Annotated in this window: 14 protein-coding genes and 1 pseudogene; 13 read left to right on the forward strand and 2 right to left on the reverse strand. The window is 70.4% G+C overall.

From position 1 onward, the window contains the following. Positions 1 to 147 precede the first annotated feature (147 nt). From mqnC to HUT18_RS21070, 5 genes and pseudogenes are all read left to right on the forward strand, one after another. A complete protein-coding gene (mqnC, locus tag HUT18_RS21050) occupies positions 148 to 1,362 on the forward strand; it encodes a cyclic dehypoxanthinyl futalosine synthase (protein WP_176102141.1) in 1,215 nt (404 codons plus the stop codon). Between the two features lie 50 nt (positions 1,363 to 1,412). Then, positions 1,413 to 2,015: a hypothetical protein gene (locus HUT18_RS21055; RefSeq protein WP_176102142.1), complete on the forward strand. Its 603-nt coding sequence runs from the start codon at positions 1,413 to 1,415 to the stop codon at positions 2,013 to 2,015. Positions 2,016 to 2,146: 131 nt separating this feature from the next. Then, a complete protein-coding gene (locus HUT18_RS21060) occupies positions 2,147 to 2,842 on the forward strand; it encodes a demethylmenaquinone methyltransferase (protein ID WP_176102143.1) in 696 nt (231 codons plus the stop codon). 304 nt (positions 2,843 to 3,146) lie between these two features. Beyond that, a pseudogene (locus HUT18_RS34225) lies at positions 3,147 to 3,212 on the forward strand (zinc-ribbon domain-containing protein); the annotation flags it as partial. Between the two features lie 600 nt (positions 3,213 to 3,812). Then, a complete protein-coding gene (locus HUT18_RS21070) occupies positions 3,813 to 6,377 on the forward strand; it encodes a hypothetical protein (protein ID WP_176096590.1) in 2,565 nt (854 codons plus the stop codon). A gap of 107 nt (positions 6,378 to 6,484) precedes the next feature. Here the strand turns inward: HUT18_RS21070 and HUT18_RS21075 are convergent, their stop codons facing one another. Beyond that, positions 6,485 to 7,036: a GNAT family N-acetyltransferase gene (locus HUT18_RS21075; RefSeq protein WP_254878735.1), complete on the reverse strand. Its 552-nt coding sequence runs from the start codon at positions 7,034 to 7,036 to the stop codon at positions 6,485 to 6,487. Positions 7,037 to 7,206: 170 nt separating this feature from the next. Here HUT18_RS21075 and HUT18_RS21080 point away from each other — a divergent pair, with 170 nt between their 5' ends. Next, positions 7,207 to 8,490 carry a geranylgeranyl reductase family protein gene (locus tag HUT18_RS21080; protein WP_176102144.1) on the forward strand — a complete coding sequence of 428 codons (1,284 nt, stop codon included), beginning with the start codon at positions 7,207 to 7,209 and terminating at the stop codon, positions 8,488 to 8,490. A 337-nt stretch (positions 8,491 to 8,827) separates the two neighbouring features. Here the strand turns inward: HUT18_RS21080 and HUT18_RS21085 are convergent, their stop codons facing one another. After that, the gene (locus HUT18_RS21085) at positions 8,828 to 9,619 is read right to left on the reverse strand and encodes a C40 family peptidase (protein WP_176102145.1); all 792 of its coding nucleotides are present in this window, start codon (positions 9,617 to 9,619) and stop codon (positions 8,828 to 8,830) included. 761 nt (positions 9,620 to 10,380) lie between these two features. Here HUT18_RS21085 and HUT18_RS21095 point away from each other — a divergent pair. From HUT18_RS21095 to HUT18_RS21125, 7 genes are read left to right on the forward strand one after another with little or no spacing between them, the layout of a single operon-like run. Then, positions 10,381 to 10,740 (forward strand): NADH-quinone oxidoreductase subunit A, encoded by a 360-nt coding sequence (locus tag HUT18_RS21095; RefSeq protein WP_176102146.1) that lies wholly within the window; start codon positions 10,381 to 10,383, stop codon positions 10,738 to 10,740. Positions 10,741 to 10,790: 50 nt separating this feature from the next. After that, positions 10,791 to 11,345: an NADH-quinone oxidoreductase subunit B family protein gene (locus HUT18_RS21100; protein ID WP_176102147.1), complete on the forward strand. Its 555-nt coding sequence runs from the start codon at positions 10,791 to 10,793 to the stop codon at positions 11,343 to 11,345. Then, the gene (locus HUT18_RS21105) at positions 11,342 to 12,190 is read left to right on the forward strand and encodes an NADH-quinone oxidoreductase subunit C (protein WP_254878736.1); all 849 of its coding nucleotides are present in this window, start codon (positions 11,342 to 11,344) and stop codon (positions 12,188 to 12,190) included. The genes HUT18_RS21100 and HUT18_RS21105 overlap by 4 nt, the downstream gene beginning before the upstream one ends. After that, on the forward strand, positions 12,187 to 13,551 hold the full coding sequence (locus HUT18_RS21110; protein ID WP_176102148.1) for an NADH-quinone oxidoreductase subunit D: 1,365 nt from the start codon (positions 12,187 to 12,189) through the stop codon (positions 13,549 to 13,551). Before HUT18_RS21105 ends, HUT18_RS21110 begins: the two co-directional genes overlap by 4 nt. Then, positions 13,548 to 14,426, forward strand: coding sequence for an NADH-quinone oxidoreductase subunit NuoE (gene nuoE / locus HUT18_RS21115; protein WP_176102149.1), 879 nt, complete (start codon positions 13,548 to 13,550; stop codon positions 14,424 to 14,426). Before HUT18_RS21110 ends, nuoE begins: the two co-directional genes overlap by 4 nt. Beyond that, the gene (nuoF, locus tag HUT18_RS21120) at positions 14,426 to 15,796 is read left to right on the forward strand and encodes an NADH-quinone oxidoreductase subunit NuoF (protein ID WP_176102150.1); all 1,371 of its coding nucleotides are present in this window, start codon (positions 14,426 to 14,428) and stop codon (positions 15,794 to 15,796) included. Before nuoE ends, nuoF begins: the two co-directional genes overlap by 1 nt. After that, on the forward strand, positions 15,793 to 18,306 hold the full coding sequence (locus HUT18_RS21125) for an NADH-quinone oxidoreductase subunit G (protein ID WP_176102151.1): 2,514 nt from the start codon (positions 15,793 to 15,795) through the stop codon (positions 18,304 to 18,306). The genes nuoF and HUT18_RS21125 overlap by 4 nt, the downstream gene beginning before the upstream one ends. Position 18,307 lies beyond the last annotated feature (1 nt).

The raw sequence follows: 18,307 nt of genomic DNA on the forward strand, positions 1-18,307 counted from the left end.
GGCGTACGCTGGAGCGGTCCGTCACGCCATGAACGTTTCCGACCACCCCGGCAGTGCGCGGCATCGGCACCGTCGGCAGCTCCGGCGCCACCGACCGTGCGACGGGGGCAGGGGACACACATGGTGAACCTGTCGAAAGGGACCCCGGTGACCGAGCAGGCCGACCTCGCTTCTGTGGACGTCCAAGCCGTACTCGACCGTGCCGCCGAGGGTGGGCGGATCAGCGCCGAGGAGGCGCTCGCGGTGTACCGCGACGCCCCGCTGCACGCACTCGGCTCGGCCGCCGACGCCGTACGCCGCCGCCGGTACGCGGGCACCGAGCACATCGCCACGTACATCATCGAGCGGAACATCAACTACACCAACGTGTGTGTCACGGCGTGCAAGTTCTGCGCCTTCTTCGCGGCGCCGAAGGACACCGCGAAGGGCTGGACCCGTGATCTCGACGACATCCTGCGCCGCTGCGCGGAGACCGTCGAACTCGGCGGCACCCAGATCATGTTCCAGGGCGGGCACCACCCGGACTACGGCGTCGAGTACTACGAGAAGCACTTCGCGGCGATCAAGAAGGACTTCCCCCAGCTGGTGATCCACTCCCTCGGCGCCTCCGAGGTCGAGCACATGGCGCGGATCTCCAAGGTGAGCGTGGAGGAGGCCATCACCCGTATCCACGCGGCGGGCCTCGACTCCTTCGCGGGCGCGGGCGCCGAACTGCTGCCCGCGCGCCCGCGCAAGGCGATCGCCCCGCTCAAGGAGTCCGGCGAACGCTGGCTGGAGATCATGGAGATCGCCCACAAGCTCGGCGTCGAGTCGACGTCCACGATGCTGATGGGCACCGGCGAGACCAACGCCGAACGCATCGAGCACCTGCGGATGATCCGTGACGTGCAGGACCGCACCGGCGGCTTCCGCGCCTTCATCCCGTACACGTACCAGCCGGAGAACAACCACTTGAAGGGCCGCACCCAGGCCACCATCTTCGAGTACCTGCGGCTGCTCTCGGTGGCGCGACTCTTCCTGGACAACGTCGCGCACATCCAGGGTTCCTGGCTGACCACCGGCAAGGAGATCGGCCAGCTCTCGCTGCACTACGGCGCCGACGACCTCGGTTCGATCATGCTGGAGGAGAACGTCGTCTCCTCGGCCGGTGCCAAGCACCGCTCCAACCGCCTGGAGATCATCGACCTGATCCGCCGCGCGGGCCGCGTACCGGCCCAGCGGACCACGACGTACGAGCACATCGTGGTGCACGACGACCCGGCGAACGACCCGGTCGACGACCGCGTGGCCTCGCACATCTCCTCCACCGCCATCGAGGGCGGCACCGCCCACCCCGAGCTGAAGCTGCTCGCCTCCAACTGAGGGACGGCAGAAACGGCGGGCGGGGTGCGGAACCGAGGGGCGGGCATGCGGTGTTGACCCTTCACCTCGCCGAGGCCTCGCAGCTCGCGGTGCTGGTCGAGGGGCAGTACGTGGCGGCTGTCGGCTCCGGCGAGGAGACGGCCGCCGCCCGCCCCGGAGTACGGGTACGCCGCTGGCCCGGCATCCTGCTCCCCGGCCTGGTCAACCCGCACGGCCCCGAACTGCTGGAGCGGACCTACCACCCCGACCCCCGCGAGGCTGACACCCTCGGCACCGCCCCGCTCACCGGCGACCGCGCGGCCGCCCTCCTCACCGACCCGTCCCACCGCGCCGCCACCGCCCGCCGAGGCGTCCAGCGCATGCTCGCCCACGGCACGGTCGCCGTCGCGGGCACCTTGCGGGGCCCGGCACTCGACGCGGTACGCCGGGCCGGGCTCGCACAATTGCCCCGAACCGGCACCCCTGGGGGTACGCCCGCGCTCGACCCGTACGCGAGCGGGGTGCCGTTGCCGGTGCTGCCACCGCTCGCGGTGGGGGACGTCGCGCGGTTCGCGGTCTTCGACGTGGCGGACGAGGCGGAGCTTGCGGTACGGGGCGCGGGGACGTGTGTGGCCACGGTGGTGGCGGGGCGCTTGGTCTACCGAAGGCGGTGACCCGTGAGGACCGGGGGTGGTGACCCGTCAGGACCGGAGGCGGTGACCCGTGAGGGCCCCCGCGCGACCACGGACGACGAACCCTCCCGCCCGGCGCCCGGGCCCCGGGGCCGTGCTGCCACAATGAGAGCGTGACCCGCGCATCCCTGGACAAGCAGCCGCACGAAGTCGCCTCGATGTTCGACGACGTGGCGGACCGGTACGACCTCACGAACGACGTGCTGTCGCTGGGCCAGGCCCGGCTGTGGCGGCGCGAAGTCGCTCGCGCCGTGGACGCGCGACCGGCACAGAAGGTGCTCGACCTGGCGGCGGGTACGGCGACGTCCTCGCTGCCCTTCGCGCGGACCGGCGCCTACGTCGTGCCCTGTGACTTCTCCCAGGGCATGCTCCAGGTCGGCAAGCGCCGCCACCCCTGGCTGCCGCTGACCGCCGGTGACGCCACGAAGCTGCCGTTCAAGGACGACACCTTCGACACCGTGACGATCTCCTTCGGTCTGCGCAACGTCCAGGCCACCGAGTCCGCGCTGCGCGAGCTGTACCGGGTGACGCGCCCCGGCGGCAAGGTCGTCATCTGCGAGTTCTCGCAGCCGACCTGGGCGCCCTTCCGCACCGTGTACACGGAGTACTTGATGCGCGCCCTCCCGCCGGTCGCCCGCGCGGTCTCCTCCAACCCCGAGGCCTACGTCTACCTCGCCGAGTCCATCCGCGCCTGGCCCGACCAGCCCGCGCTGGCCGCCCTGCTCCAGAAGGCCGGATGGTCCAAGGTCGCCTGGCGGAACCTGAGCGGCGGCATCGTCGCGCTGCACCGGGGCTTCAAGCCGAGCTGACGGAGTGGAGGAGAGGGCAGGTGTAGGCCGGGGGCGGGGGCAGGGGCGACTCTCAGCCACTCGCCGTACGGGGAGTTTCGGGGGTTTTGACGCGCCGCGCCCCGTATCGCACCCCCGCCCGCACCGGCTGGTTCGGACGCGTCTTCGACCTTTCTCCGATTGCCCCCTGCACAAAGGGAGTTGACGGGAACCGGGCGTCGTGAAAGATGTGTCCCCTCATTCACGAACCAGTGGACCGAGACCCGCGCCGACCGCTGGGTGCGGGGATCGGGCTCGCCCAACTCCCCGTTCTCGGAGCGTCCCCATGCCGTCCTGCCCGCATTGCGGTGCCCAGGCTCCCGACGAGGCCCGCTACTGCATGCAGTGCGGGCGCGAGTGCAGACCCGCACCGGCCCCCACCGACGCCGAGCCGTCCGCCGTAACTCCCGCCGATATCAACCTCGTTGCCGCATCTCCGGTCACTCCGGACGACGCCGAGCCCGTTGCCGAAGCTCCGGCTGATGACGCGCCGCCCGCAGACGCCGAGTCGCCGGCCGACGCCGAGTCGCCCGCAGACGCCGAGTCGTCAGCCGACGCCGAGTCGTCAGCCGACGCCGAGCCATCCACTGCACCTCCCGCAGCGTCCGCAGCTTCCGCAACTCCCACTGATGGCAAGCCTGTTGAGCTAACTCCTGCCGACGCCAAGCCTGCCGGCGAAGCGCCCCCCGCCGAACCCCCGACCCCCACCCAGCCTCCGACCCCGGCGGCACCCCCACTCCCGCCCCCACCGCAGCCCGCAGCCGCACCCCACCCGGCGACCGTGATCAACCCGGCGCCTCCCACGTCCCAACCAGCCCCGCCCGCAGCCCAGTTCCCCGCCTCGCCTCCGCCCTCGCCGACGACGCCGCCCCCACCTCCAACTCCCGCTCAACCCACCGCCGTTGGCCAGTTCTTCGGCCGTGTCTTCCGGGGTGACTGGGCGGGATCGCTGGTGGCCGCGTTGTTGCCGCTCGGGCTGATTCTCGCCGGGGCGCTCGCGTTGGCGGTGCCTTCGTACGGGCAGGGGGACGACCCGGTCGTCGACTACTCGGACCGGACGCGGATCGCTCTCGGGCTGCTGCTGAAATCGGTCGGCGGCGGGTTCTCGGCCGAGGTCGAGGTGGACCGGCCCTCCGACTTCGACTCAGACTCCGACGACGACGGCTACGGTTCGGACGACGACGGCTACGGGTCCGACGACGGCTACGGATCGGACGACGGCGGCTACGGATCGGACGACGACAGCGGCTACGGCTCCGACGAGGACTACGGTTCCGACGGCTCCGGAGGCCTGTTCGGCGGCTCCGACAACTTGGGATGGTCCGAGAACGGCTCCGGCTCCGACTCCAACGTCGACTATGGATCCGGGTCCGAGTCCGAGCCCGCCGGCTTCTCCAGCTCCGACGGCGTGGCCGACTCCCTGTTCGGCAGCATCTCCCTGTCGCTCGTACCGCTCGCCGTAACGCTGCTGTGGATCGGTGCCCTGCTCATCGGGACGCGACTGGTCCGTACGCGACTGGACCGCGCGGCCCAACTGCACGCCTCACAGGCAAGCGCACCGCAAGCGAACGCACCGTACCCGGCCGCCTCGCGAGCGAACCCGTGGCAGCACTCAGCCACCGGGCAACCCGGCGGCTTCGGTGGCGGCGGACTCGTACCGGGCCCAACTTCCGGTCTGGAAGCGGCAGTTCGGATCGCGCTGCTGCTCGGTCTCGGCACCCTCGTACTCGCTTTGGTGGCACAGCCCTCGGTGGAGGAAGTGGACTTCCGGTCCTCGCCCGCGTTGTCCGTGCTCGGGGCGATGGTGCTGGCGCTGGTGGTCTCGGGCGGGCTGTTGAACCGGGCCGCGATCGCCCGGTGGCTCGTGACACGTCCGGGGCTGGCCTTCGCGGGGCGGGCCGGCGCCACCGCCCTCCGGGCGCTCGGCTGGGCGCTGGCGATCAGCGCCGTGGCCACCCTCGTCGCGCTCACCCAGGTCGAAGACCTCGACGAGATCGTCGGGCTCGCGGAGACCGGGATCTCACCGTTCCTGGTGGCCTTCCTGGTACTGCCCAACCTCGCGGCCGCGGGGCTCGGTCTCGCCTGGGGCGCGCCCGCCGAGGCCTCGGCCTCGCGCGACAGCGGGCTCGGCGAGGACTACGGCGACGGCTCGGATTCGGCGGCGTTCGGGCTCTCCCAGCTCGGTGACGTCGGGAGCACCGGGTGGGTGGTGGGCGCGCTCGTCGTCGGCGCCGTCTGCGCGCTGACCCTCGGGATCGTCTCGGCCCGCAGGTCGGCCACCCGCGGTGAGCACTTCACCGCCATGGCGCTCACCTACGTCGTGTTCGTCCTGCTCATCGCCTTCGGCGGTATCGGGGTCGAGGGCGATGGCGGCTCGACGGGCTCCGGTTCACTTCATGCCGGTACCGAACTGCCCGAAGCCCTGCTGTTCGGCCTGCTCTGGATCGGGGGCAGCGCCTTGCTCTCGCCGTATCTGCTGTACATGGTCGGTCTGCGCACCGGGTCCGCGGCACCGGGTGCCGCTGGGGGCGGTGCGCACATGGTGGGGGCGCCCGCGCCGGGTGCTCCGTCTCCGGCTCCCGCCCTGGGCGAACCGTACGCGGTTCCCGCTCCCGTGCCCGGGGTCGAGGCCCAGCCGACGGCCACCGCCACCCCGCACGCGTACGGACCGGACGCGTACCACCCGGGCGCTCCGGAGAGCGGACAGCCGGGGCACCCCGTCCCGGCGGCCGAGCCCGCTCGCGAAGGACGCCGCCGAAGCACCCTCATCTGGAGCCTCACCCTCGTCGGCGCCCTCCTCATCGGCGGCGGCGTGGCGGCCGGAGTGGTGCTGTGGGACAAGCACCGCGACGAGAAGAACACCCACGACAACCGGCAGGGCGAGGACGGGAAGCAGGGCGCGGACGGCAATCAGGGCGGCGCGGACGGGCACGGTGGCGGTGATCCGGTCACCGACGCCCCGGAGGCCGAGCCCAGCGACCCGGTGACCGAGGAGCCCGGCGACGCGGTGACCGAGGAGCCCACCGACCCCGTGGTCGAGGAGCCGACCGGCGCCGCCTCGGTGCCGGCCGGCTATCACGAGGTGTCGAGTCCGATGGGCTACTCCTTCGCGGCGCCCGAGAACTGGGAGGAGCGGAAGGTCGAACGGGGCACCCAGACCACGTTCTCCGGTCCGACCGGGGTGGAGTGCTTCGTCGTCGGAGTGATCGCCGACGCCGGGTACACCTCGTACGACAACTTCCTGAACATGGAGCGGATCGCCAAGGAGAAGCGGGACGGCTACCAGCGGATCAAGCTGGAGGCGAACATCTTCCAGGGGCGTTCGGGCGCGCTGTGGGAGTACACGTACACCGACGAGGCGGGGCGCACCATCCACGCCAAGGACCAGGGGTACGTGGACACCGACGGCACCGAGTACGCGATCCAGCTCAGCGGACGCGAGGAGGCCTGGCCGGACACCCTCGCCGACGACTTCGACACGGCGCTGGCCACGTGGCGCCTGATCGACATGGAGTGAGGCGCCGCCCGGCGGCCCGGGCACAGCCGTAATCGCCACCGGGCCGGAGGGAATCCCCTCCGGCCCGGTGGCGTGTGTGGCGCCGGTTCGCGGGCTTTGCCCCGCTCCTACAACACCAGCCGGAAGCACAGCCCTTGGCGGCTGCTGGCCGGAGACGTGAACGTCTCGACGTGTTCCATCCCGAGGCGGCGGGTGACCGCGACGGAGCGTTCGTTGCGGGAGTCGACCATCGCGACGACGGTGCGTATGCCCGCCGCGCGGACGCGGTCCAGGGTGGCGTGCGCGGCGGCCGTGGCGTAGCCGAGGCCCCAGTGGGCGCGGCCCAGGCGCCAGCCGATCTCGATCTCCCCGGCCGGGCCCCACGCGTGCGGCCAGGGCTGGGCGCCGGTGAAGCCGATGACCTCGCCGTGGGAGTCGAGCATGGTCCACAGACAGAATCCGAGTTCGGCGTCGTGCCGCCGCTGGCGGGCGGTGAGTTCCTGGTAGACGGAGACCTCGGCGGACCGGCCGCCGTGGAACTCCATGACGTCGGGGTGGTCGAAGGCTCGGTGCCAGGCGTAGGCGTCCTCGTCGGTGGGAACCCGCAGTTCGACGGCAGGCAGCGGCCGGTCCTGCGCCACGGCTGTGTGCGGCGTGACCGGAGTCGTCGGATCTGTCACAAGCGGCCCTTCGGCTGGGTGATCAGTGACGCTGAATAGACTGCACGTGTCATGTGCCCCTCGGCACGCGGAATTGCGAAACCCGGATCGGTCCACATGCACCCGAACCCGTCCAGGACCAGCGCAACTCCTGATCCGCCAAGACACCACGACAGTGGGGAGAACCCGCCGTGACCGAGCTCGTTGCCGACAACACCGCCGATGTCATCGTGGTGGGCGCCGGACCCGCCGGTTCGACCACCGCGTACCACCTCGCCAAGGCCGGACTCGATGTACTGCTCCTCGAGAAGACCGCCTTCCCGCGCGAGAAGGTCTGCGGTGACGGTCTGACGCCGCGCGCCGTGAAGCAGTTGGTCGCCATGGGGATCGACATCTCCGAAGAGGCGGGCTGGCTGCGCAACAAGGGTCTGCGCATCATCAGCGGCGGCGTCCGCCTGGAGCTCGACTGGCCCGAGCTGGCCTCCTTCCCGGACTACGGCCTGGTCCGCAAGCGCGACGACTTCGACGAGCAACTGGCCCACCAGGCGCAGAAGGCCGGGGCCAAGCTCTACGAGCGCTGCAACGTCGGCGAGCCGATCGTCGACGCGCGCACCGGGCACATCACCGGTGTGCACGCCAAGCTCGGCGAGGACAAGCGCGAGGTCACCTTCCACGCGCCGCTCGTGGTCGCCGCCGACGGCAACTCCTCGCGGCTCTCCCTGCACATGGGTCTGCACCGGCGCGAGGACCGGCCGATGGGTGTCGCGGTGCGTACGTACTTCGACTCGCCCCGGCACGACGACGACTACCTGGAGGCCTGGCTGGAGCTCTGGGACCGCCGCGACGGCCAGGAGCGGCTGCTGCCCGGCTACGGCTGGATCTTCGGCATGGGCGACGGCACCTGCAACGTCGGCCTCGGCGTGCTGAACACCACCGGCGCGTTCAAGGAGCTGGACTGGCGCGAGGTCCTCAAGGCCTGGTGCGCGTCGATGCCCGAGGAGTGGGGCTACACCGACGAGCACCAGAAGGGCCCGATCCGCGGCGCCGCGCTGCCGATGGCCTTCAACCGCCAGCCGCACTACACCAAGGGCCTGCTGCTCGTCGGCGACTCGGGCGGCATGGTCAACCCGTTCAACGGCGAGGGCATCGCGTACGCGATGGAGTCCGGCCAGATCGCGGCGGAGGTCATCGCGCAAGCGCAGGCGCGCGCCACTCCCGCACAGCGCGAACTGGCCCTGCAGAACTACCCGAAGGTCCTCAAGCAGACCTACGGCGGCTACTACACGCTCGGCCGCGTCTTCGTGAAGCTGATCGGCAACCCGAAGATCATGCGGATCGCCGCCGAGAAGGGCCTGACCCACCCGCTCCTGATGAAGTTCACCGTGAAGATGCTCGCCAACCTCACCGACCCGACCGGCGGCGACGCCATGGACCGGATCGTCAACGGCCTCAGCAAGGTGGCACCGCGGGCCTGACGCCCACGCCCGAGCGCGTACGGAACGCGGGCCGCCCCCGGCAGAAGGGGCGGCCCGCGTTTCTGTGTCCGCAGGGCCGAAAGCCGCGTGCGGGGGAGGGCCTGAGTCGCGTCCGGGGGAGGCGGGGAGCCGTCGTAACTGCCGTCGCGTGCGCCATGAAGGCCGTCGCGTACGTCATGTGGGCAGCTGCGGACGCCAGAAGGCCGTCACGGACGCCAAGAAGGCCGCCGACCCCGGGACATGGGGGACGGCGGCCTTCTCGCGTGTATCGCGCGTGTATGCGGTGCGCGGGGCGTGTACGACGCCCGCTGCCGCTGTGGAGACCGGGGCTCCGGGATCAGAGGACGCGCACGGCTCCGTCGGCCGGGTAGCCGGAGAGGTCCTGGATCACGACGCCCTTGGAGGGGTTCGCGGCGTCCAGGTACTGGCCGTTGCCGAGGTAGACACCCACGTGGTGGGCGCTGCCCGCGCCGCCCCAGTAGAGGATGTCGCCGACCTGGGCGCTGGAGACGGGGATCTGGGTGCCCACCGTCGACTGGTCCTGCGAGACGCGCGGGAGGTCGACGCCGACCTGCCGGAACGCGGCCTGGACCAGGCTGGAGCAGTCCCAGGCGCTGGGGCCTGTGGCGCCCATGACGTAGGGCTTGCCCAGCTGGGACTTGAGGAAGGAGATGACGGTGGCGACGCTGCCGGTGCCGGGTGAGGTCACGGGGGCGAGCGGGGTGCGGGCGGAGGAGCGGCTGGCGCGCTCCGCGGCCGCCTCACGGGCCGCCTTCTCCTCGGCGGCCTTCTTCTTGGCCGCCTCGGCCTTGCGCTCGGCTTCGGCCTGGTCCTTCTTGGCCTGCTTCACGGCGCGTTCGGTCGCGGTCTCCCGCGTGGCCTGGAGTTCGTAGCCGTCGGCCGCCTGCTGGGTGAGGGCCGCGGACTGTGCGGTCTGGGTGCCCAGACCGTCGGTGATCGTGGGCAGTTCGATGGTCTCGGTCACCGGCTCCGACGCATCCGCGGGACCCGATGCCCCGGCCACTGCCAGGGTGCTGAGGAAGCCACCGGCAACTCCGGCGCGCAGTGCCATTTTCGACTGACTGCGGCGGGGTTTCCGGTGGCTGCGTATGTGAGAGCTGTGGGACATGGCTTAACCGCTATCAGGGCTCCACCGTTACCTTCAAGAAACGTGGGCTGCGCCACAGTTACCGATTTGTCCGGTCCAACAGCCGCCTCGCGGGCCTTTATTGACGCCGTAACGGGCAATGCGGACACCATCTGAGACCCCGCTGTGCATGGCCTATTCGCGATACGCCCGAATTGCCCGCTGCCTACCACCTGTTGAGCGGAATGGCCAAGCCTCGCTTTTTTGGGCGGTACGCGAATGTGGCGCAGGTCACGGAACGATCACACGGTGGGGCGCGTCCGCTCGTGAATCCGTGCACGCGTGCGGAAGGCGTCCACGACCGTCACCGGATCTCCTTCTGTCGAGTGAATCGCCGCGCATTATCAAGAAGGTGCGTCCAGCACCAATTTTGCTTCCAGGGTTGACTCTTGATAAAGGAGACAGTCTCCGGATCGCCTCTGACGGGCGCAGATGTCACTTCTCGTGATCACTCGGGTGTCCCCGGTGTGAACGCCCCGCGACACCCGGTGCCAAGATCCACTCGCTCGTGGTGCAGATCACAAAGATCGTTCCGTACCCCGTGTCGCAGATCACAGACGGGCGGGCATAGGATGCACGGCAGTTGGGCTTGTGACCTGCTTCACATGCGCGCGATCTTCGTGGAATCCGCGGACAGGCGGACCTTCGCGAGGGGCGGGCGCACCGCAAGGGACGCGGATCGGAGCGGGCCCCGGCCCGGCGTCGCCGAAGCAGTCAGTGCCGACTGAGAGGAGCGAGGAGCGGTGAACGCGTATGCGCCCATCCTCGTACTGGGAGCCCTAGCGGCCGCCTTTGCGATCTTCTCCGTGGTCGCGGCCACGCTGATCGGGCCAAAGCGGTACAACAGGGCCAAAGTTGAAGCCTACGAGTGCGGTATCGAGCCGACCCCGACTCCGGCCGGCGGCGGGCGATTCCCCATCAAGTACTACCTGACGGCGATGCTCTTCATCGTCTTCGACATCGAGATCGTCTTCCTCTATCCGTGGGCCGTCACCTTCGACGCTCTGGGCCTGTTCGGCCTCGTCGAAATGCTCCTGTTCGTGCTCACCGTCTTCGTTGCCTATGCCTATGTCTGGCGCCGGGGCGGCCTGGAGTGGGACTGAACACCGCGAAAGACGTACAACTGTCTTGAAGGGGTCATAAGGGGCAAGTAATGGGAATCGAAGAGAAACTCCCGAGCGGTTTTCTGCTGACCACCGTCGAACAGGCCGCGGGCTGGGTGCGCAAGTCATCCGTCTTTCCCGCCACCTTCGGCCTGGCCTGCTGTGCCATCGAGATGATGACGACCGGGGCGGGCCGGTACGACCTGGCGCGCTTCGGCATGGAGGTCTTCCGCGGCTCACCGCGCCAGGCCGACCTGATGATCGTGGCCGGGCGGGTGAGCCAGAAGATGGCGCCTGTCCTGAGGCAGGTCTACGACCAGATGCCCAACCCGAAGTGGGTGATCTCCATGGGCGTCTGCGCTTCCTCCGGCGGCATGTTCAACAACTACGCGATCGTCCAGGGCGTCGACCACGTCGTCCCCGTCGACATCTATCTGCCGGGCTGTCCGCCGCGGCCCGAGATGCTGCTGGACGCGATCCTCAAGCTGCACACCAAGATTCAGGGCTCCAAGCTCGGTGTGAACCGCGAGGAGGCCGCCCGCGAGGCCGAGCAGGCCGCACTCAACGCACTGCCCACCATCGAGATGAAGGGGCTGCTGCGATGAACGCGAACAACAGTGACAACAACGGCAACAAGAGCAACAAGAGCAACGACAGCAACAAGAGCAACAGCAGTAACAACGGCACCAACGGCACCAACGGCACCACTGGCAACAGTGGTCCCGACACAGGCGTGAACCCCGAGGCCGACCTCAACGCGCAGAACCTGCCGGGCCAGCGCGGCGAGGGCGGCGAGGAGATCCGCGTCCAGCGCGGCATGTTCGGCGCCAACAACGGCGGCGACACCTCCGGCTACGGCGGCCTGGTCCGCTCCGTACGGCTGCCGGGCCCCACGGCCCGCCCGTACGGCGGGTGGTTCGACGAGGTCGCCGACGAGCTGGAGGGCGCGCTCGAAGAACAGGGTCTGGTGCCCGAGAACGCCATCGACAAGACGGTCGTGGACCGCGGCGAACTGACCTTCCACATCGAGCGGGAACACCTCGTACGCGTGGCGCGCACGCTGCGTGACGACCCGGCGCTGCGCTTCGAACTGTGCACCGGCGTGAGCGGCGTGCACTACCCGCACGACAAGGGCCGTGAGCTGCACGCCGTCTACCACCTGCGCTCGATCACCCACAACAGGCTGATCCGCCTGGAGGTCAGCGCGCCGGACGCGGCACCGCACATCCCCTCGCTGGTCGAGGTGTACCCGACCAACGACTGGCACGAGCGCGAGGCCTACGACTTCTTCGGCCTCGTCTTCGACGGCCACCCCGCGCTGACGCGGATCATGATGCCGGACGACTGGCAGGGCTTCCCGCAGCGCAAGGACTATCCCCTCGGCGGCATCCCCGTCGAGTACAAGGGCGCCCAGATCCCGGCTCCGGACCAGCGGAGGTCGTACTCGTGAACACGGACTTCTCCTCCCCGGCCGCCTCGTCCTCCTCGGACCCCTTCGGCGAGTCCGGCGCGCGCGAGACCACCGAGGGGACCGTCTACACGGTCACCGGCGGCGACTGGGACGAGGTCGCCCGGTCCGCCGCCCAGGCCGACGACGAGCGCATCGTCGTCAACATGGGCCCGCAGCACCCGTCCACGCACGGCGTGCTCCGGCTCATCCTGGAGATCGACGGCGAGACCGTCACCGAGGCCCGCTGCGGAATCGGCTACCTGCACACCGGAATCGAGAAGAACCTCGAATTCCGCACCTGGACGCAGGGCACCACCTTCGTGACGCGCATGGACTACCTCACGCCCTTCTACAACGAGGCCGCCTACTGCCTCGCGGTGGAAAAGCTCCTCGGTATCGAGGGCGAGATCCCCGACCGCGCGACCGTCATCCGCGTCCTGCTGATGGAGCTGAACCGGCTCTCCTCGCACCTGGTGGCCATCGCCACCGGCGGCATGGAACTCGGCGCGACCACGATCATGATCTACGGCTTCCGCGATCGTGAACTGATTCTCGACATCTACGAGACCATCACCGGCCTGCGCATGAACCACGCGTTCATCCGCCCCGGCGGCCTCGCCCAGGACCTGCCGCCCGGCGCGATCGAGCAGATCCGCGCCTTCCTGAAGACCATGAAGACCAACCTTCCCGAGTACGACAAGCTCGCCACCGGGAACCCGATCTTCAAGGCCCGTATGCAGGACATCGGCTACCTGGACCTGGCCGGCTGCATGGCCACCGGCGCCACCGGGCCCATCCTGCGCTCCGCGGGACTCCCGCACGACCTGCGCAAGTCCAGCCCGTACTGCGGATACGAGACCTACGACTTCGAGGTGCCGACCACCGACACCTGCGACTCCTACGGACGCTTCCTCATCCGTATCGAGGAGATGCGCCAGTCCCTGCGCATCGTCGAGCAGTGCCTGGAGCGGCTCGAACCGGGTCCGGTCATGGTCGGCGACAAGAAGATCGCCTGGCCCGCGCAGCTCGCGCTGGGGCCGGACGGCCTCGGCAACTCCCTGGACCACATCAGGAAGATCATGGGCACCTCGATGGAGTCCCTGATTCACCACTTCAAGCTGGTGACCGAGGGCTTCAGGGTCCCGCCCGGCCAGGTCTACACGGCGGTCGAGTCGCCCAAGGGCGAGCTCGGCGTCCACGCGGTGTCCGACGGCGGCACCCGCCCGTTCCGGGTCCACTACCGCGACCCGTCGTTCACCAATCTGCAGGCCATGGCGGCGATGTGCGAGGGCGGCCAGGTCGCCGACGTCATCGTCGCCGTCGCGTCCATCGACCCCGTGATGGGAGGCGTCGACCGGTGACATCCACACCAGCCGGACACGAGGTGGCGCTGGGCATGCCCCAGCCCCCCGCCCCGCCGTACCCGGCCGAGGTGCACGCCCGACTCGAGGCGGACGCACGGGAGGTCATCTCCCGCTATCCCGACTCGCGTTCGGCGCTGCTTCCGCTGCTGCACCTGGTGCAGGCCGAGGAGGGTCACGTCACGCGGACCGGCATGCGGTTCTGCGCGGAGATCCTCGACCTGACCACCGCCGAGGTCACCGCGGTCGCCACCTTCTACTCGATGTACCGGCGCCGCCCCAGCGGTGACTACCAGGTCGGCGTGTGCACCAACACGCTGTGCGCGGTGATGGGCGGCGACGCCATCTTCGACGGGCTCAAGGAGCACCTCGGCGTCGGCAACGGCGAGACCACCGAGGACGGCAAGGTCACCCTCGAACACATCGAGTGCAACGCGGCCTGCGACTTCGCGCCGGTGGTGATGGTCAACTGGGAGTTCTTTGACAACCAGAACGTCGAGTCCGCCAAGCGCCTGGTCGACGAACTGCGCGCGGGCGCCACCGTGGAGCCCACCCGCGGCGCCCCCCTGTGCACCTTCAAGGAGACCGCCCGCATCCTCGCCGGGTTCCCCGACGAGCGCGCGGGCGCGGTCGAGGCGACCGGCGGCGCGGGCCCCGCCTCGCTCGTCGGCCTCAGGCTCGCCAAGGGCCAGTCCCCGTACGCACAGGTCGTGGCCCCGCGCGCGGAACGCATCCGTGAGCAACCGCCGCACGAGCCGTCCCCCACCGAGCACTTGAGCTCCCACGACGCGCCGCAGGAGACCTCCGCGTCGGACCCCGACCACCCTGCGGGCCCCACCCCCGGCTCCCGCCCCGCCGACGAGGAGGGGAAGTGATGAGCGTGGCCACCGAGAACGGCGATCCGGCCCGCCCCGAGCCGGAGTTCAGCCCCGAGAAGCTGCTCGCGCCCGTCCTGTCCGCGTTCTGGGACGAGGAGAACTCCTGGACGCTGGACGTCTACCGGCGCCACGAGGGATACGAGGGACTGCGCAAGGCCCTCGCCATGTCGCCGGACGATCTGATCGCCTATGTGAAGGACTCCGGTCTGCGCGGACGCGGCGGCGCCGGCTTCCCCACCGGAATGAAGTGGCAGTTCATTCCGCAGGGCGACGGCAAACCGCACTACCTCGTCGTCAACGCCGACGAGTCGGAGCCGGGAACCTGCAAGGACATCCCCCTTCTCTTCGCCAATCCGCACTCCCTCATCGAGGGCATCGCGATCGCCTGCTACGCGATCCGCTCCTCGCACGCCTTCATCTATCTGCGCGGCGAGGTCGTCCCCGTACTGCGTCGCCTGCACGAGGCCGTACGCGAGGCCTACGCCGCGGGCTACCTCGGCAAGGACGCCCTCGGCCCCGGGCTCGACCTCGAACTGACCGTGCACGCGGGCGCCGGTGCGTACATCTGCGGTGAGGAGACCGCCCTCCTCGACTCGCTCGAAGGCCGCCGCGGCCAGCCCCGGCTGCGGCCGCCCTTCCCGGCCGTCGCCGGTCTGTACGCCTGCCCCACTGTGGTGAACAACGTCGAGTCCATCGCCTCGGTTCCCGCGATCCTGAACAAGGGCAAGGAGTGGTTCCGTTCGATGGGCAGCGAGAAGTCCGCGGGCTTCACGCTGTACTCGCTGAGCGGACACGTCGCCAACCCCGGCCAGTTCGAGGCGCCGCTCGGTATCACGCTGCGCCAGCTGCTCGACATGAGCGGCGGCATGCGGCCCGGCCACCGCCTCAAGTTCTGGACGCCCGGCGGCTCTTCGACGCCGCTGCTCACCGACGAGCACCTGGACGTCCCCCTCGACTACGAGGGTGTCGGCGCCGCCGGTTCCATGCTCGGCACCAAGGCGCTCCAGTGCTTCGACGAGACCACCTGTGTGGTCCGCGCGGTCACCCGCTGGACCGAGTTCTACGCCCATGAGTCCTGCGGAAAGTGCACGCCCTGCCGTGAAGGCACGTACTGGCTCGTGCAGTTGCTGCGAGACCTGGAGGACGGAAAGGGCGTCCACAGCGATCTCGACAAGCTGAACGACATCGCCGACAACATCAACGGCAAGTCCTTCTGCGCCCTCGGCGACGGCGCCGCCTCGCCGATCTTCTCCTCGCTGAAGTACTTCCGCGCGGAGTACGAGCAGCACATCGACGAAAAGGGCTGCCCCTTCGATCCGGCCAGGTCGACCGCCTGGGCCGACCACCCCACGGAGGTGAACGCATGACGGTCACCACGGGCGCTCCCTCCTCGGGAGCGTCGGCCGGAAAGCCGCCCAAGGCCGCCGAAGATCTTCTTACGGTGACCATCGACGGCGTCGAGGTCAGCGTGCCCAAGGGCACGCTGGTCATCAGGGCCGCCGAACTGCTCGGCATCGAGATCCCGCGCTTTTGCGACCACCCGCTGCTCGAACCGGCGGGCGCCTGCCGCCAGTGCATCGTCGAGGTGGAGGGCCAGCGCAAGCCGGTGGCCTCCTGCACCATCACCTGCACCGACGGCATGGTCGTCAAGACGCAGGTGACCAGCCCGGTCGCCGAGAAGGCCCAGCGCGGTGTGATGGAGCTGCTGCTCATCAACCACCCGCTGGACTGCCCGGTCTGCGACAAGGGCGGCGAGTGCCCGCTGCAGAACCAGGCCATGTCGGTGGGCGACACCGACTCCCGTTTCGAGGGCAGGAAGCGGACCTTCGAGAAGCCGGTGCCCGTCTCCACGCAGGTGCTGCTCGACCGGGAACGCTGCGTCCTGTGCGCGCGCTGCACCCGCTTCTCCAACCAGATCGCCGGCGACCCGATGATCGAACTCCTCGAACGCGGGGCCCTCCAGCAGGTCGGCACCGGCGAGGGCGACCCCTTCGAGTCGTACTTCTCCGGCAACACCATCCAGATCTGTCCGGTCGGCGCGCTGACCTCGGCGGCGTACCGCTTCCGTTCGCGCCCCTTCGACCTGGTCTCCTCGCCGAGCGTGTGCGAACACTGCGCGGGCGGCTGCGCCACCCGTACCGACCACCGCCGCGGCAAGGTCATGCGCCGGATGGCCGCCGACGACCCCGAGGTCAACGAGGAGTGGATCTGCGACAAGGGCCGCTTCGCGTTCCGCTACGCCCAGCAGCGCGACCGGCTGACCACCCCGCTGGTGCGGGACGCGGCCTCCGGTGAACTGCGCCCGGCCAGCTGGCCCGAGGCCCTGGAGGCGGCCGCCTCCGGACTCGCCGCCGCACGCGGCAGGACCGCCGTCCTGACCGGCGGCCGCCTCACCGTCGAGGACTCCTACGCGTACGCCAAGTTCGCGCGGGTCGCCCTCGGCACCAACGACATCGACTTCCGGGCGCGTGCGCACAGCACCGAGGAGGCCGACTTCCTCGCCGCCTGGGTCGCCGGGCGCGGGAAGGACCTGGACGGTACGGGAGTCACGTACACGCTCCTGGAGCAGGCGCCCGCCGTACTGCTCGCCGGGATCGAGGCGGAGGAGGAGGCGCCCGGCGTCTTCCTCCGGCTCCGCAAGGCCTGGCGCAAGGGCGGTCAGCGCACCTTCGCCCTGGCCACCCACACCACCCGCGGCCTGAAGAAGGCGGGCGGCACCCTGCTGCCCGCCGCGCCCGGCACCGAGACCGAGTGGCTGGACGCCCTCGCCACCGGCACCGGACTCGACGAGGACGGGGCCCGCGCGGCCGAGGCGCTGCGCGCCGAGGGCGCCGTACTGGTCGTCGGCGAACGCCTGGCGGGAGTGCCCGGCGCCCTGACCGCCGCGGCCCGCACCGCCTCCGCCACGGGGGCGCGCCTGGTGTGGATCCCGCGCCGGGCGGGTGAGCGCGGCGCCGTCGAGACCGGCGCGCTGCCCACCCTGCTGCCGGGCGGCAGGCCCGCCACCGACCCGCGCGCCCGCGAGGAGGTCGCCGCCGCCTGGGGCACCTCCGGGCTCCCGGAACGCCACGGCCGCGACACCGGCCAGATCGTCGAGGCGGCCGCCACCGGCGAACTCGGCGCCCTGCTCATCGGCGGCGTCGAGATCGACGACCTGCCCGAACCGGCCCGCGCCCGCACCGCTCTGAAGGAGACCGGATTCGTGGTCTCCCTGGAGCTGCGGCCCAGCGAGGTCACCGCCCGGGCCGATGTGGTCCTGCCGGTGGCCGCGGTCGCCGAGAAGGCGGGCACCTTCCTCAACTGGGAAGGCAGGGCACGGATGTTCCAGTCCGCGCTCAAGCCGGACCAGATGACCCGCACGCTCGCCCCGAGCGACGCCCGGGTGCTGCACATGCTCGCCGACGCCATGGACGTCCACCTGGGCCTGCCCGACCTGCGCACCACCCGCGCCGAACTCGACCGGCTCGGCGCCTGGAACGGCCCGCTCGCCACCGGGCCGAGCGCGAGCGGCGTCCCGCTGCCGCGACCGGCCCACGGCGAGGCGGTACTCGCCGGGCACCGGCTGCTGCTCGACCGGGGTCTGCTCCAGGAGGGCGACGAGGCGCTGGCCGGAACCCGGCACCCCGCCGTCGCCCGGCTCTCCGCCGCCACCGCCGCCGAGACCGGCGTGAGCGACGGCCGGCCGCTGCGGGTCACCGGGCCCGAGGGCAGCGTCGAACTGCCGCTGCTCATCACCGAGATGCCCGACCGCGTGGTGTGGCTGCCGCTCAACTCCGTCCGTCCGGTCGCCGGCGCCACCGGCGCGCTGCCCGGACACCTCGTCCGTCTCGCCCCCGGCACCGAAGGGGCCACCGTCACCCCGGAGGTGAACCGATGAC

It is taken from the genome of Streptomyces sp. NA04227 (genome assembly GCF_013364195.1).
Classification (GTDB): Bacteria; Actinomycetota; Actinomycetes; order Streptomycetales; family Streptomycetaceae; genus Streptomyces.

Coding starts and splice junctions, on each gene's coding strand:
- HUT18_RS21085 (WP_176102145.1), bottom strand. CDS start 9,619: ATGTCCCACAGCTCTCACATACGCAGCCACCGGAAACCCCGCCGCAGT.
- HUT18_RS21100 (WP_176102147.1), top strand. CDS start 10,791: ATGGGAATCGAAGAGAAACTCCCGAGCGGTTTTCTGCTGACCACCGTC.
- HUT18_RS21105 (WP_254878736.1), top strand. CDS start 11,342: ATGAACGCGAACAACAGTGACAACAACGGCAACAAGAGCAACAAGAGC.
- nuoF (WP_176102150.1), top strand. CDS start 14,426: ATGAGCGTGGCCACCGAGAACGGCGATCCGGCCCGCCCCGAGCCGGAG.
- HUT18_RS21125 (WP_176102151.1), top strand. CDS start 15,793: ATGACGGTCACCACGGGCGCTCCCTCCTCGGGAGCGTCGGCCGGAAAG.